General features: G+C 37.7%; 6 protein-coding genes. All 6 read right to left on the bottom strand.

Features of this window, described 5'->3' with window-relative positions:
* On the bottom strand, positions 1-3,225 hold a 3,225-nt coding region (locus tag ACUTSE_RS16120; protein WP_445640968.1), incomplete at its 3' end, for a hypothetical protein.
* A 580-nt stretch (positions 3,226-3,805) separates the two neighbouring features.
* On the bottom strand, positions 3,806-5,713 hold the full coding sequence (gene acs / locus ACUTSE_RS16115) for an acetate--CoA ligase (RefSeq protein WP_002985092.1): 1,908 nt from the start codon (positions 5,711-5,713) through the stop codon (positions 3,806-3,808).
* Between the two features lie 175 nt (positions 5,714-5,888).
* The gene (locus ACUTSE_RS16110; protein ID WP_445640967.1) at positions 5,889-6,833 is read right to left on the bottom strand and encodes an NAD(P)H-dependent flavin oxidoreductase; all 945 of its coding nucleotides are present in this window, start codon (positions 6,831-6,833) and stop codon (positions 5,889-5,891) included.
* 16 nt (positions 6,834-6,849) lie between these two features.
* On the bottom strand, positions 6,850-8,064 hold the full coding sequence (gene mnmA, locus ACUTSE_RS16105) for a tRNA 2-thiouridine(34) synthase MnmA (protein WP_002985096.1): 1,215 nt from the start codon (positions 8,062-8,064) through the stop codon (positions 6,850-6,852).
* A 328-nt stretch (positions 8,065-8,392) separates the two neighbouring features.
* Positions 8,393-9,253, bottom strand: a complete 861-nt coding sequence (locus ACUTSE_RS16100) for a hypothetical protein (RefSeq protein WP_445640966.1) — start codon at positions 9,251-9,253, stop codon at positions 8,393-8,395.
* A gap of 227 nt (positions 9,254-9,480) precedes the next feature.
* Complete coding sequence (locus ACUTSE_RS16095; RefSeq protein ID WP_445640965.1) at positions 9,481-16,911, bottom strand: MBG domain-containing protein; 7,431 nt, start codon at positions 16,909-16,911, stop codon at positions 9,481-9,483.
* Positions 16,912-17,164: the final 253 nt, after the last annotated feature.

The following is a 17,164-nucleotide window of genomic DNA, read 5'->3' as shown; positions in this document are numbered from 1 at the left end:
GGTAGAATTGTTTGCGATTTCCTTCACGTCTAACTGTACTGTATTTCCATCAGAATCGGTAATCGTCAACATATCAGCGTCAAGCGTAAAACTTACGTTGGTGGTATTGATCGAAGACCAATCGATTTCGCCTTGGGTTCCATCCTCTTTGATGTAGTAGAATTTGTTGTTCGTTACATCATAGAATACGTTTCCGTATTTGCCTTTCAGCTTGTTGATGATTTCCGTGATGAATTCGTTGTTGTTGGTAATCGCCATTACAAATTCCTCATTGTTCGTTAACTCGGTAATGAACGTAGAATTGTTCGCGATTTCCTTCACATCCAACTGAACTTTGTTTCCATCTGAATCGGTAATTGTCAACATATCAGCGTCCAACGTAAAACTTACGTTGGTTGTATTAATTGATGACCAATCAATTTCGCCTTGAGTTCCATCCTCTTTGATGTAGTAGAATTTGTTATTCGTTACATCATAGAATACGTTTCCGTATTTGCCTTTTAGCTTGTTGATGATTTCTGTGATGAATTCGTTGTTGTTGGTAATTGCCGTTACAAACTCTTCATTGTTCGTTAACTCGGTAATGAACGTAGAGTTGTTCGCGATTTCCTTCACATCCAACTGAACTTTGTTTCCATCTGAATCGGTAACCGTTAGCATATCAGCATCAAGCGTAAAACTCACGTTGGTTGTATTGATTGATGACCAATCAATTTCCCCTTGGGTTCCATCCTCTTTGATGTAGTAGAATTTATTGTTCGTTACATCATAGAATACGTTTCCATATTTGCCTTTCAGCTTGTTCACGATCTCAGTAATCAACGTTTCGTTACTCGTTAAGTTTGTGATGAACTCTTCGTTGTTCGTTAACTCTGTAATGAATGTTGAGTTGTTCGCGATTTCCTTAACGTCTAACTGTACTGTATTTCCATCAGAATCGGTAACCGTCAACATATCAGCGTCCAACGTAAAACTTACGTTGGTGGTATTGATCGATGACCAATCGATTTCACCTTGAGTTCCATCCTCTTTGATGTAGTAGAATTTGTTGTTCGTTACATCATAGAATACATTTCCATATTTGCCTTTTAGCTTGTTGATGATTTCTGTGATGAATTCGTTGTTGTTGGTAATTGCCGTTACAAATTCCTCATTGTTCGTTAACTCGGTAATAAACGTAGAGTTGTTCGCGATTTCCTTAACATCCAACTGAACTTTGTTTCCATCAGAATCGGTAACCGTTAGCATATCAGCATCAAGCGTAAAACTCACGTTGGTTGTATTGATTGATGACCAATCAATTTCCCCTTGGGTTCCATCCTCTTTGATGTAGTAGAATTTGTTGTTCGTTACATCATAGAATACGTTTCCATATTTGCCTTTTAGCTTGTTGATGATCTCTGTGATGAATTCATTGTTGTTGGTAATCGCTGTTACAAACTCCTCGTTATTAGTCAATTCCATAATGAACGTTGAGTTGTTCGCGATTTCCTTAACATCCAACTGAACTTTGTTTCCATCTGAATCGGTAACCGTTAGCATATCAGCATCTAAAGTGAAGCTAACGTTGGTGGTATTGATTGATGACCAATCGATTTCGCCTTGAGTTCCATCCTCTTTGATGTAGTAGAATTTGTTGTTCGTTACATCATAGAATACGTTTCCGTATTTGCCTTTTAGCTTGTTGATGATTTCCGTGATGAATTCGTTGTTGTTGGTAATTGCAGTTACAAACTCTTCATTGTTCGTTAACTCGGTAATGAACGTCGAATTGTTCGCAATTTCTTTTACGTCTAACTGTACTGTATTTCCATCAGAATCGGTAATCGTCAACATATCAGCGTCAAGCGTAAAACTTACGTTGGTTGTATTGATTGAAGACCAGTCGATTTCGCCTTGTGTTCCATCGTCTTTGATGTAGTAGAATTTGTTGTTTGTTACATCATAGAATACATTTCCGTATTTGCCTTTTAGCTTGTTGATGATTTCCGTGATGAATTCGTTGTTGTTGGTAATTGCAGTTACAAATTCCTCGTTATTCGTTAACTCTGTAATGAATGTTGAGTTGTTCGCAATTTCCTTAACGTCTAACTGTACTTTGTTTCCATCGGAATCCGTAACTGTTAGCATATCTGCATCTAAAGTGAAGCTTACGTTGGTTGTATTAATTGATGACCAATCAATTTCGCCTTGAGTTCCATCCTCTTTGATGTAGTAGAATTTGTTGTTTGTCACATCATAGAATACGTTTCCGTATTTACCTTTCAGCTTGTTTACAATAGTTGTAACGAAGTCTTCATTATTCGTAAGTTCTGAAATAAATACGGTATTATTCGCGATGTCTTTGACGTCTAATTGTATTTTATTACCATCTGAATCTTTTACAGTTAATTTATCATTTTCTAACGTAAAGCTTACGTTAGTTGTATTAATCGATGACCAATCAATTTCCTCTTGTGTGCCATCTTCCTTAATATAGTAGTATTTATTTTCTGTGGCATTGTACACCACATTACCATATTTCCCTTTTAGCTTATTCATAATTTCAGTAATGAAATTTTGATTTTCTGCTAATTTGGTTACAAAGGTTAAGTTGTTCGCAATATCATCTACGTGTAATTGTACTATACTACGGTCTAAATCGGTTACCGTTAAATAATCATTTTCTAGAGTAAAACTTACGTTTGTTGTATTTAAATCTTCCCAAGTAATCAAATTTGGTGCACCATTCTCATCGATATAATAAAACTTATGGTCTACGGTATTATAATACACGTTACCGAATTTCCCTTTTAATTTATTGATGATTTCTGTGATGAAATTCGAATTATTAACAATTTCATCTATTCCCATTGAAACTGTATTACCCTCTGAATCTGTAATCGTTAAATCATCATTAATCAAAGTAAAACTTACGTTAGTTGTATTAACGTAGGATTGAGTATTCAACAGGCGAACCCATTTTTCTTTATCCCAATAGTAGAACCCCGCAGGTAATCCGCCATGTCCTAAATTATATACAAATAAACTTTCAGTTAAATCACCTACAATCGGATCTTTATCTCTCTCACCTTTTAAATTGACTCTTGGAAATAAGACCCCTTTCTTATCAGAGACAATATCAAGTTGACTGGAATTAGCTGGAGTTACTGTTCCTATACCAACTTGGGCAGTTGCAAAACCAGTTGCAAACAATGCCATCAATGGAATAACTTTTCTAATCATATTACAATTTTTAATAAATTTTAATCAACATTTTATTAAAATTAAACATAATTAAAACCTCAAAAACACCAAAAAGCCAAAGAACCAATAATTACACCAAAAGGATACTTTAAATTATCTCCATTTTAAAGTCCCTTTTTGCGATTAATACGCAATAAAATGTTCTCAAAAAAATATTTCTTATAAAAATAAAAGTCTGAAATCATCAAAAAAACGATAAATAGAAAGAAAATGGTGTACTCAAATAAGTAAAAAAGTAAAACAATAAGTAATTAATGCAAATTACGGTTTCGTTGAAATTAACAAATAAAACGTAAAAAACACCCTAAAAAAAATCAAAAACACCAATAAATAACATCATTATAAACCAAAAATGCACAACTGAGTAGTAACAAACAGCAGAAAATCGCAGAAACACGGTACTTTACCTCTAAAAAAATCTCTTTTCGCGAAAAAACACCAAGCAAAAAAAACGATACTAAGGGTAAAAAAAGCACAAAAAAAAACAGGGGTATTTCCCCTGTTTCTCTTTCTTTTTTATAAAATAATTCCGTTATATAACTGATTTATCTCCTTTATATTACAATTTCTCTTGCTGAATTTTTTCAATTACTTCTGGGTTGATTAATGTAGATACATCTCCAAAATCTTTTGTTTCTCCATCCGCAATAGATCGCAAAATTCGACGCATGATTTTACCTGATCGAGTTTTAGGCAAACTATCAACGAATTGTATTTTATCCAGCTTCGCAATTGGGCCAATATGACTGCTAATGTATTGGTTAATCTCCTTTTTCACGTTTTCACGATCTCTGTATTCCCCTTCCACTTTTAGCGTGATGAAACCATATAATGCATTTCCTTTGATGTCGTGTTTGTAACCTACCACAGCACTTTCTGCAACTGCTGGGTGTTCATTGATTGCATCTTCAATTGGTGCAGTACCCAAATTATGTCCAGATACAATCACCACATCATCTGCACGTCCTGTAATTCTGTAATACCCCACCTCATCTCTCAAAGCACCATCTCCTGTGAAATACTTTCCAGGAAATTGACTGAAATAGGTATCTTTATAACGTTGGTGATCTCCCCAAATTGTTCTTGCCATAGAAGGCCAAGGAAACTTAATACACAAAGATCCATCAATTTGGTTATCTTCGATTTCATTTCTCTTTTCATCCATTAATACGGCTTGAATTCCCGGTAAAGGCAACGTAGCATACGTTGGTTTTGTTGGAGTAATGAAAGGCAGTGGTGAAATTAAGATACTTCCTGTTTCTGTTTGCCACCATGTATCAACAATCGGACATTTTTTCTTCCCTACGTGGTCATTGTACCAGTGCCAAGCTTCTTCATTAATAGGTTCTCCTACTGAACCAATAACACGTAAGCTCGATAAATCATGTTCATTTACATATTTATAATCTTCTGTCATTAAAGAACGAAGAGCTGTCGGTGCAGTATAGAATTGTGTTACTTTGTATTTATCGATAATATCCCAGAAACGACTTGGAGTCGGATATGTTGGTACACCTTCAAACATTACAGTAGTAGCACCGTTTAACAACGGACCGTATACAATATAGGAGTGTCCTGTAATCCATCCACAGTCGGCTGTACACCAGAAAATATCATCGTCTTTGTAATCAAATATATTTTTAAACGAATAAGCCGTTTGTACCATATAGCCTGCTGTAGTATGCACCATTCCTTTTGGCATTCCTGTAGACCCTGAGGTATAAAGAATAAACAACGGATCTTCTGCATCCATCACTTGAGCCACGTGGTTTGTTGAAGCTGCTTCTAATAAAGGGTTTAAGTAAATATCTCTACCCGCCATCATTTCAATATCTGCTTCTGTACGTTGTACAACTAATACTCTTTCAACAGAAGGACATGATTTTAATGCTTCATCAATAATTGGTTTTAACGGAATGCTCTTGTTTCCTCTAAAACTTCCATCCGAAGTAATCACATAATGACAATCCGCATCGTTAATTCGCTTACTTACAGCAGAAGAAGAAAATCCAGCAAAAATTACACTGTGAATAGCTCCAATTCGAGCACAAGCCAACATCGCAACTGCTAATTCTGGAATCATAGGTAAATAGATACAAACGCGATCTCCCTTTTTAACTCCTTGTTCTTTTAATACGTTTGCCATTTTACAAACGCGATTAAACAAATCGTTATACGTAATAATTTGAGCGGATTCCTCCGGATTATTCGGTTCAAAAATGATAGCCGGTTTCTCTCCTCTTTTCGCCAAATGACGATCGACACAGTTTTTTACGATATTTAATTTGGCGTTGACAAACCACTCAAATTTAGATTCTTCCATATCAAATTGAAAAACCTTATCCCATACCTGATACCATACGAAATTTTCCTCCGCAATCTTACTCCAAAACTTTCTTGGCTCTCGTACAGATTTTTTATAATGTTTAAAATACTGTTCAAGGTTTTCTATCTTATAATAACTCATATGTAGTGTGTAGATTTTTTATTTTGTTTTACTTCCTATAAAAATAAAGGATTATTAGTATATAGCAAAAAACCATACGAACTTTTTATTTAAAATTCACATGGTTTTTAGAATATCACAAAAGATCCCCTCCATTTTTACGCGTCATTGGGTCTTATCTATTGGATGTAATCGATTAAAAATCGAAACTTTTTTGTTGTGCTGCTCGGAACTCCTCCATAATGCTTGAGATAATTTGTGCGACAGGTTCTACGCTTCGGATTAACCCCGCTACTTGTCCTGCTTCTAATTCTCCCTCCACTAAGTCGCCTTCAAACATTCCTTTTTTGGAGCGTCCCTTACTTAAATAGGCTCTTAATTCGTCCACATTTGCTCCCTTCTTATACAGGTCTTCAATTCCTTGATAAAATTCATTTTTAATCATGCGAACAGGAGCCAATTCTTTTAGCGTAACGATGGTATCTCCTTCTTCGACTTGAATCACTCTATTTTTAAAAGTTTCATGTGCCGAACTTTCAGTAGATGCAATGAAACGGGTTCCCATTTGTACACCTTCCGCTCCGAGAATCATAGCGGCTAACATAGCACGTCCTGTTGCAATTCCTCCTGCGGCAATCACAGGAATTTGCACTTTAGCAGTGACCATCGGAATTAGAGTCAATGTTGTAGTTTCTTCTCTTCCGTTATGTCCTCCTGCTTCAAATCCTTCGGCTACAACAGCATCAACCCCTGCCTCTTGCGCTTTTAGTGCAAACTTAGAGGAACTGACTACATGCACCACTGTAATGCCATGTGCTTTTAAAAATGGAGTCCATATTTTGGGGTTACCTGCCGAGGTAAATACAATTTTAACGCCTTCTTCTACGATGATATCCATCACTTCTTGAAGATCTGGATACAGCAAGGAAACATTAACCCCGAAAGGTTTATCCGTTGCTTGTTTACATTTTTGAATGTGGATTCTCAAAACATCTGGATACATAGACCCTGCCCCTAATAATCCTAATCCTCCCGCATTGCTTACTGCACTCGCGAGTTTATAGCCACTATTCCATACCATTCCCCCCTGTATTATAGGGTATTGTATGCCCAAAAGGGCAGTTATTCTATTTTGTGCCATCTGTTTTGTTTGGTATTTATTCTACTTTGGATATCACTCCAGAGCCGATTAATTCTTCTCCGATATGCCAAGATACGAATTGTCCTTCTGTAATAGCAGATTGTGGTTCATCAAAACGAACATACATCCCCTTTTCCATTTTGTACAACGTCGCTTCTTGTAACGGTTGACGGTATCGAATACGCGCTTTAATACGCATCGTTTCTCCTGGTTGCAATTGTAAATCCTCGCGAATCCAGTGGATTTCGTGCTCTTTTACAAATAGTGTTTTATGGAATAATCCTGGGTGTGCATTACCTTGACCAGTATAAATAGTATTGCTTTCTACATCCGTTGCAATAACAAACAACGGTTCTACTGTTCCTCCTACATTCAATCCTTTACGTTGACCTGTTGTAAAATAATGCGCACCATAGTGATCTCCGACTTTTTTACCCATCTCAGGGGTATAGTGAAACGCTTTAGCTTCTGCATACAATTCCTCCTCCAATGACGAATAAGTCACTGCTTGACCCGTTGAGAAAATAGGTGCATCTTTGGAAATCTCATAGATAAAACCATCTTTGGGTTTTAATTGCTGTTGTAAAAATTCTGGTAAACGAACTTTTCCAATGAAGCACAACCCTTGTGAATCTTTTTTCTCTGCTGTAATTAAGTCTGCTTCTGCAGCAATTTCTCTTACTTTCGATTTATATAATTCTCCAACGGGAAATAAAGCTTTAGCCAATTGTTCTTGAGACAATTGACACAAGAAGTACGATTGATCCTTAGAAGGATCTACACCTGCCATTAATTTATAAACCGTTTGTGTAGTGCCATCTTCTAACACTACTTCTTCTTCCGCTTTTCTACAATAGTGTCCTGTTGCAACATAATCTGCTCCTAATTCTAAAGCAATCTTCATGAATACATCAAACTTAATTTCTCTATTGCACAATACATCGGGATTTGGGGTACGACCATTTTCGTACTCCTTAAACATATAATCTACAATCTTCTCCTTATATTGTTCACTTAAATCCACGGTTTGAAAAGGGATGCCTAACTTTTCGGCAACCATTAGAGCGTCGTTGCTATCTTCTAGCCACGGACACTCATTCGAAATCGTAACGGTATCATCATGCCAATTTTTCATGAATAATCCGATTACTTCGTATCCTTGTTCTTTCAATAAGTAGGCGGCAACACTTGAATCTACCCCCCCTGAAAGTCCTACTACTACTCTTTTCATAATTTAAAAAACTAAGTTGCAAAGGTAAGGAGAATTGTGCGAAACACACAGGATTTTACATTTGTATTAAGAAGGGTTGTTGGGTTCGAGGTTATGGGTTGAGGGTTATGGGTTATGGGTTGGAGGTGAACGTACACGTAGGGGCAAATGGCAATTTGCCCTTATACAAGAAAATTTATAATAAAAACGAAAAATTTCATTTTGCCCCTATACAAGAAAGTTTATAATAAAAACGCAAATTTTCATTTTGCCCTCTATACAAGAAAATATGCAATAAAAACGAAATTTTCATTTTGCCTTATACAAGAAAACATATTATAAAAGGCACTTACAAACCAATACCATAACGCAGTTGAACGCCGATGCTGTAATTTTTGAACACCGCTTTCGAACTTTGTTGGATACTGTTGAGTTCTATCGTTTTATTTAGTTCAGGTTTATAGGCAATAAGCTCTTCTTTAGGGGTAGAAACTTCTGGTTTTTGGTTATTTAATCCCAAGTCAAAATAAATACCTACGTATAGATTCTGATTGGTTTTGAGGTTGTGCTTCACGCCTACTTCAGCAATCCAGGCCCATCTGTTTTTGATATCAAAGGCTGGTTTGGCTTCTATTTTTTCTTTGTTCCCGAATCCTGCAAACCAAGGTTCTTCCAAGACGACATTGTATTGTGGAAAATACCCTGATGCTTCTACGTTATTCCACGTCAATGTTGTATTTGTTTGCATCACCAGCGAAAATTGCAAACCTGTTCGAACATATAGGCTTGTTTCTGCTTTTCCTACATACTGCACGGTTAATGGAAGGTCCACCTGATTCACTTTCCATTCTTCTTTGTAGTTTTTACCGTGATAGCTAAAGATAAAAGCTTCATTTTCTGAGTCGATATATTGGCGTTGACCTTTTAGATTCGTTCCTGTATAATTAGTTGTTTGCGTTGCATATTGCCCTGCAATTCCTATACTCCAAGTGGGACTTACATAATAATCGTATTGCAGTCCGAAGGCCATCGTAAAGGCTCTATCGCTTCCTATTCCTTGAGGTAAACTCCCATACGCTTGATTCAAACCTGCTTTTAGGGTAACCCCTACTTCATGATCTGGATAGTAATAGGGTTTATATTGTGCTTGTAGGGTAGAACATCCACTGCCTACCATGCCTATTAACGTGATATATAACTTTAACTTCATGTGTTGTTTGAACTCGTTTGTCGTTTGTCTTTTGTATTCTATTATTCGAACTGAATGGGGCGAATAATCATTCGCCCCCTACGGGATGATGCCTTTTATCGTTTGTATTCTATTATTCGAACTTAATGGGACGAATAATCATTCGCCCCCTACGGGGATGATGCCTTTTATCGTTTATTTTCCATTATTCGAACTTAATGGGGCGAATAATCATTCGCCCCCTACTCCTACTGGATAATGAATTGAACTCCTTCTTGGGTATCTTCCGTTTTCAGAATAAGGAAATAGGAACCAGAAGCTGCTGTACTTGGGATTTCTATTCCCTTGTTACCACCTTCTAAAGAGCCTCGTTTAATCAACTGTCCTTTCAGGTTGTAAATGATATAGTGCACCACACCTTGTTTTTCTTCTTTCATCTGTACATATAACCACTGGCTTTTCTGTACAGGATTCGGATATACCGCCCAATTAGCGGCTGCTTTTCCTTTGACAACAACTGGACAACTTCTGATTTTCTTACCGTTATACAGGGTTAATTCTACTTGATATGTTGCATTCGGATCTAAAGTTGCACCATATTCATCTCCAGCAGAATAGGCTTGTTTCTCCCCTACTAATGCTCCATTCTTAAACCAACGATAGGTATGGAAAACATAACCTCCATTGGTTTGTTTGTTATTGTTTACCAAAAGCACATTGTTGTATTTTTGTATCACTAGATTCTCTGTCGGAATACGTTTATCAATTATAATTTTATAAGTCTCCGTCACTTTTCTATTGGGAGATTGAACGGTAATGATTTGTTCATATAGCCCATAGTCTTTCACTGATAGTGTAAAATGATTGGACGGTTGTACCTCTGCACTCACCTGAGTATGCACAGCCAATGTTACTTCGTCTTGTTGGGTTTCACATCCTAAAACTAGGTGTACTTCTTTGGCAATTTTACCATAGGAAACACCATCGACAACTAAATCCCAAATACTAGCATCTCTACTGCTCACTTCAATAGTATGAGATACCGTTTTTGCCGCATTAAAATTAGCATTTCCTCCTTGAGTTGCAGTTATCGTTACAAAACCTGGTTGTAAAAAGCGCAGCAGTCCCGTTTCTTCTATTACAGCTATTTCACGGTCGGCGGCCTCATCAATAGCATAAGAAACAGGCAAGTTAGAACTTGCTCTTGCGGTTAATTGCAAGGTAGGTGTATCTTCTAGTACCACTTCCGATACTTGATTCCACGTTATCTCTTGATCTGCTTTTACAATCGTCAGTATACTTTGTAAATGTAAGACCTCGTAGTTTGGACCATAATCGACCGTAGCTGTAACCGTATATTGTCCAACTTGTGTTTGATTGTTATTCGTATAAACAATCGTTGCCTGAGGTTCAATATTTCCTTGCACTTGTACTTGTTTTGCCTGACCATCATACACAAAGCGTTGCGCTGGTAAAGTCAACCCTTTGATGCTATTTTTCTTGATTTCAAAAGATGCAGGAATAAAAGCATCAATATAATAATTGGCTCTTGCAGTTAGGCTTCCTTGTTCTATTGCATAGATTCCTACTGCTTCTCCAGCGCTACGCGTCAATTGACCAGTAACCGCTTGAATGATAAAATCACCGCGTTGTAATCCATCCGCACGATAGCGCAATACTGGATCAGCTTCCCCAAATCGCTTGAACTGATTTTCTTCCACGACAAGACGCAAAGGAGCGGGTTTAATTTCAAATTTTTCTTGACTATCCAAGGTTAAGCTATAATTGGCTAACACAGCTTGTAGACTTCCTATTTGATACGCATATCGATTGACATTTTCTCCAGCAGCTCTTGTCAAGCTACCTGTTAAAGCTGTCCCTATTTCATCATTGAATTTGAAACCTGTAACGGTAAAGGCTAATATTGGATCTGTTGCTCCATATATTTTTTCTTGCCCCGTAACAGGATGGATGTTCAATGTAGCAGGAGTAATCGTAAATAACGCTTCTTCAAAAGTAAAAGTATAATTTGCTCCTACCTGTAAATCACCTTGTTGAATCGGATACGTTCTCACATGTTCTCCCCTTTGGCGCACAAGATTTCCTGTAACAGTAGCTTGTACGACATCATTGTTTTTAAGCCCCAATACGGCATACGTCAATATAGGATCGGCATCACCGTATACTTTGGTTTTCGCCTCTGCATGGATTTTTAGTAAAGCAGTCGTAATAATTAAATTTGCCGATTGAAAATCCAAAGTATAGTTGGTTGATGCTTGTAAATTACCTTGTTGAATACCATACGTACCCACATGTTCTCCGCTATCACGCGATAAACTACCTGTCAAGATATTTATCGCTTGATCGTTGTTTTTAAGTCCAGATAACGTGTACGTTAATACCGGATCAGCATCACCGTATACTTTGGTTTTCGCTTCTGCCTGAACCGTTAGTAAGGCGGATGTAATCGCAAGATTTGCAGATTGAAAATCCAAAGTATAATTGGTTGATGCTTGTATATTACCTTGATTAATAGAATAGAAGCCCACATCTTCTCCATTATCGCGGATTAATATACCTGTAAGAATATTGGTTTGGTCGTTGTTTTTAAGTCCAGATACCGTGTACGTTAACACTGGGTCAGCATCACCGTATACTTTGGTTTTCGCTTCTGCTTGTATCGTTAGTAAAGCAGGGATAATCGTAAGATCCGCAGGTTGAAAATCCAAAGTATAGTTGGTTGATGCTTGTATATTACCTTGCTTAATAGAATAGAAGCCCACATCTTCTCCATTATCGCGGGTTAATATACCTGTAAAAATATTGGTTTGGTCGTTGTTTTTAAGTCCCGATACGGTGTACGTTAACACCGGATCGGCATCACCGTATACTTTGGTTTTCGCTTCTGCTTGTATCGTTAGTAAAGCAGGGGTAATCGTAAGATTTGCCGATTGAAAATCCAAAGTATAGTTGGTGGATGCTTGTATCGTTCCTTGATGAATACCATAAGTATCCACATGTTCTCCGCTATCACGCGATAAACTACCTGTCAAAATATTTATTGCTTGATCGTTGTTTTTCAGTCCAGATACGGTGTATGTAAAGACTGGATCAGCATCACCGTATACTTTGGTTTTCGCTTCTGCTTGTATCGTTAGTAAAGCAGGGATAATCGTAAGATTTGCAGATTGAAAAGCCAAAGTATAATTGGTGGATGCCTGTATAGTACCTTGATGAATGGTGTATGAACCCACTTCTTCACCATTATCACGGACTAGTACTCCTGTAATACTTGTTTCTTGATCGTTATTTTTTAATCCAGCCACTGTATAAGACAATACAGCATCCGGTTCTCCATATGTTTTCGTTTGAGCATTAGCGGTTACAGTTAATATCGCTTGTTCAATGGTGAAGTCAGCTTCCTCGTATACTAACGTATAATTTGGTGATACCGCTAAACTTCCTTGGTTGATGGTATAAATTCCAACTGCTTCGCCAATATTGCGGACTAAATTTCCGGTTAAAACAGTAGCTAACTGATCTGAAGGTCTTAATCCAGCAACCGTATAGTCCAATACAGGATCCGCATCCCCATAAATTTTCGTTTGAGGATTGGCCGTTACCGTTAATACAGAAGATGTAATTGTAAAATCTGCCCCTTCATATACTAGGGTATAGTTTGGCGTTGCTACTAAACTTCCTTTTGTAATAGCATACGTTCCAATATCTTCTCTACCATTGCGCACCAAACTTCCGGTTAATGTTGTTGCTGTTTTATCATTTCGTTTCAGTCCTGAAACTGTATAGGTTAACGCTGGGTCTAGTTCACCGTAAATTTTGGTTTTGGCATCTGCAGTTACCGTTAATGTTGCAGGTGTAATCTCAAAATCAGCTGCTTCATAAACAAGCGTATAATTTCTATTAGCTAACAGATTTCCTTGGTTAATGGTATAGGTTCCCACCTCTTCCATACCCGTACGCGTTAAACTTCCCGTTAAAACGGCTGAAGCCTCTTCACTTCTTTGTAATCCTGTAACGGCATACGTTAAAGCTGGATCCGTATCGCCATATATTTTTGTTTTAGCCTCTGCTGTTACCGTTAACTCCGCAGGTTTAATTTCAAAATTCGCAGCTACATAATTGACAACATAATTCGCATTGGCTACTAAAGTTCCTTGCTCAATCGTATAGACTCCCACATCTTCCGTACCCGTACGAGTTAAATGACCCGTTAATACGGTTGCACTACTTTCCCCTCTTTTCAGACCAGCGGTTGTATGGGTTAGCAACGGTTCTGGTGCACCATAAACTTTTGCTTTTGGATGTGCCATTACGGTGATTGTAGCTGGAGTAATCGTAAAATCGGCCCCTTCAAACACCAACGTATAATTGGAATTAGCTTCTAAAGTTCCTTGTGTAATCGTATAATTTCCAACTGCTTCATCTCCTGTACGAGCTAAATTTCCACGCAAAGCACTAGCAGCTGAGTCCCCAAGTTTTAACCCAGAAACCGTATAGGTTAAGAGTGGATCAACATCTCCATATATTTTTCCCAAAGGTTGCGCTGTTACCGTTAAAACAGTAGGCGTAATTTCAAGATCAGCTTTGTGATACGCTATTTCATAATTGGCTGTAGCAGTTAAACTTCCTTGTCTGATTTCATAGGTTCCCATCTCTTCACCCAACTCGCGATTTAAGGCTCCACTTAAAATGGCAGTAGCTTCTTCACCACGTTTAAATCCAGTAACGGTATAGGTAAATGCTGGATCTTCCTCACCATACACTTTGATTTTATCCGCTGCTGTTACCGTTAATGTTGCTGGAAGAATCCTAAAGTTCGCATTATCCACATTAAGTATATAATTGGACGAGGCTGCCAAAGTTCCTCTGCTAATTATATAAGTATCTACATCTTCTCCTGGAGCACGAGTCAACGAACCCGTTAATTCATCATCATTGACTAACCCACTAACACGATATAACAAAGCAGGGTCTTCCTCTCCATACACTTTTCTAGTAGGTTGTGCAGTCACCCATACAGACACAGGACGTACAGTCATACCGATACGACTTCTTATACTTTCACAACCATTTACTACTCCACTCACCCAATAGTCATAATTTCCTACAGCTAAGGTAGAAAAGGCTGGAGTGTCAACAGGTATGCCACCTGTCTCCTCTGTGTACCATTGCAACTCTGTTGAACCTAGTGCATTATAAATGCTAGTTCCAACCGTTTGGGAATCGGTTCCATAATTATAATGCACATTCATTCCTGATGTCTGAAGGCGAGCTTCTTCTAAGACTACTTTTACTGCGGTACGCCTTGGACTTTCACAAGCATAGAGAAATTGAGAAGCATAATAGGTTCTATTGTGTACCAAAGGAGTCGTATTAGGCAATGCAACTCCCCCAGTTTCATTTGCATACCAGTGAATATTTGTTCCTGTGATTGTTATATCTGCCAAGGTTGGATTTGAGCTTTTACAAAAAGTTTGTACCGCCTGATCCACTGTAGGTGCAACTGCTTTAACTACTGTAGCATCGAGCATAACACCTGAGGTTGTACATCCTCTTTGGTATACCAGTTCAAAAAAATAGGCATAGAAAGCTCGATTCTCTACAGGTGTTAGACTAGAAGTTACCCGCAAGCTGTTGTGGCTATCATACATCGGGAAAAGAACCTTTTGATCAATAAAAAGCTTCGCATTATTTACCTCTTTCAAAATCATTTTATACCCATTGCCTGCATTTAATTCAGCATTTAAAGGGACAGTGATTGGTACAGTAGGACCCGCGGCATTAATCGCTATAACATTTGATACATATACCTCTCTTCCACTTGAATTTAGAATCGCAACGCGGATGCTTCCCGATTGACTGGCATATACGGTGGTACTTTTAATCGTACCTGGATCTAGTAGATCAAATGAAATTCCCCAAGTTGCATTCGTTTGGGTATCGTTGGAATTGGTAGATAAACTTTGTTTACCACCTTTGCTATCTTCTAAATAAGATCTGACATAGTAACTTTTTGATTCTGTTAAGGGAGGGGTTACAAAAGTAGAGCCTTCTCCTAAAACTTCCGTACTCGTTCGCGAGTCATACCAACGGAGTGTGCCATAATTAGCCTGAGCCTCCAAGGTTACAGGCCCGCCTTCACACACCCATCCACTTAGCCCCCAAAGTAGCCTGTGGCAACTTGACTGTGTTACTTCAATATCGCCCAAGTAAAATAAAAATTGATCTGCAAGGGAATGTATCTGAAAACCAATATACAAAACACCCGTTTCATCCGCAGTAAATTCAATCAATTTATCCGTTACTTGATCGGTTCCGCCTGTATCTACATTAAAAATTTCAGTGGTCATCGCTTCGGGATAAGCGAATTTACCCAAGCTTATTCGTAGCTTTTCATTAAATCTTTTATCTCTATACTTAAATCGCAAACGATACGTTTCTCCTCTAGTTACATTAATTCCACGGGTAAAAAACCAATCATCTGCTGCTTGAGTAGGATTATAACGGTATCTCAAAACAGGACCTTCAAAACCAATGGCACTACTTTCAGTGATCCAAGTATAATCATCTTCATTTGCATTTAGAATCGTCGTACAAGCAGGTGCATTTGGAACATCTACCGTATCAAACGGCACCTTATAGGGTGTATTCACAGCATTGCATAAGGTAGTAAAAGTAAAAGAGCCTTTCCAATACCCTTGATTTGTATCTGAGCAAAACGAACGAACATAGAAAAAAAATGTTGTTGCATTAGCTAAATTAGTAAAAGTAATTTGATGGTTACTTTCACTAAAATCCTGCCTTTGAATGAGTCCTGTATCCCCAGACCCTGGCAAACCTGAGGTGCGTAATTCATACTGATAGGTTGTTGCTGGTAACACGGGTAAATCAACTGCTGCAACTACGCTATTCATCGTCAATTTGCTGAAATCAACAAATTCAGGACTCGGACAACTATCTAACAATTCTGTTGAAACAGCGAAGATATTTACAACCCCTTCAAATGTAATGGGACGTAAAAACTTAATTTGCTTGACTTTCTTTAGCTGATTATGTTTGCTAATATTTAAAGTAACTTGATATAGTCTAGGGTTATCTGTTGGCTTTTCTAAAATACTTGCTCTTGTTAATCGCCCAAAATTTTTATGAACCACAGGTAAAGAAGTTCCGTTATACCAATCGGGTACACGACTTGAAAATGTTTCCGTGGTATCATCCTCAAAGATTACCGTTACGTCTAACGCTGTACTTGCTAGTCCGGCTGTAGTTAGGACAAAAAGTTTTCTCGCTTTTACAGGGAGTACTAAGTTAGATGTGACACTAGATATAGTGGTAGTTAAACGAATCGAATTATTCGCACTGTAATTTTGTAAAAGAAATTTCATTCCTGGTGTATGAGCAGAAGAAATACTCCCATTCATCGGTAAGCCTGTTCCACTCAAAAGTTGATTCGCATCTAACTTCCAATCTTCTGCAAGTAGGTAATGTCCTGAATTATCGATATCATGCGTAGTTGAACTTCCAACCGCTCCAACACCATTGGCAATGACATCGGCATTGAAGCCATCCATTGCTAAGGGTTGATAAGGTTGTGCATGTAATAGAAGAGACTGCACAAATAGCAAAATGAAGACGAAAAAGAGTAGAACTTTTTTCATAAATAAGGGAAGAAAAAAAATTGGTTTGTTTTAGCTTTTGAATGAGATTATCGTGTATCACACCACCTGATTCTTCGTAAAATTAGGGTCTTCCTCCAAAAAAATGACAAAATGAGGGGTGGACAAATGGGTGGACAAATAAAAATAGCGTTTTAAATAACTAAAAATCAACACCATATACATCTCTTCTTTTTTGAGTATGCAACTACAACGCCTCAATTTAAATCGGACAAAAGGTGATATTGACTAACAA

This window comes from Myroides sp. TSA_177.3 (genome assembly GCF_052691955.1).
The sequence above is the reverse complement of the archived record's forward strand: the minus strand, read 5'-3'. Positions and strand labels throughout refer to the sequence as shown.

What these genes read in the sequence shown, in the direction of transcription:
- acs (WP_002985092.1), bottom strand. Translation starts at nt 5,713, where the DNA reads ATGAGTTATTATAAGATAGAAAACCTTGAACAGTATTTTAAACATTAT.
- ACUTSE_RS16110 (WP_445640967.1), bottom strand. Translation starts at nt 6,833, where the DNA reads ATGGCACAAAATAGAATAACTGCCCTTTTGGGCATACAATACCCTATA.
- mnmA (WP_002985096.1), bottom strand. Translation starts at nt 8,064, where the DNA reads ATGAAAAGAGTAGTAGTAGGACTTTCAGGGGGGGTAGATTCAAGTGTT.
- ACUTSE_RS16100 (WP_445640966.1), bottom strand. Translation starts at nt 9,253, where the DNA reads ATGAAGTTAAAGTTATATATCACGTTAATAGGCATGGTAGGCAGTGGA.
- ACUTSE_RS16095 (WP_445640965.1), bottom strand. Translation starts at nt 16,911, where the DNA reads ATGAAAAAAGTTCTACTCTTTTTCGTCTTCATTTTGCTATTTGTGCAG.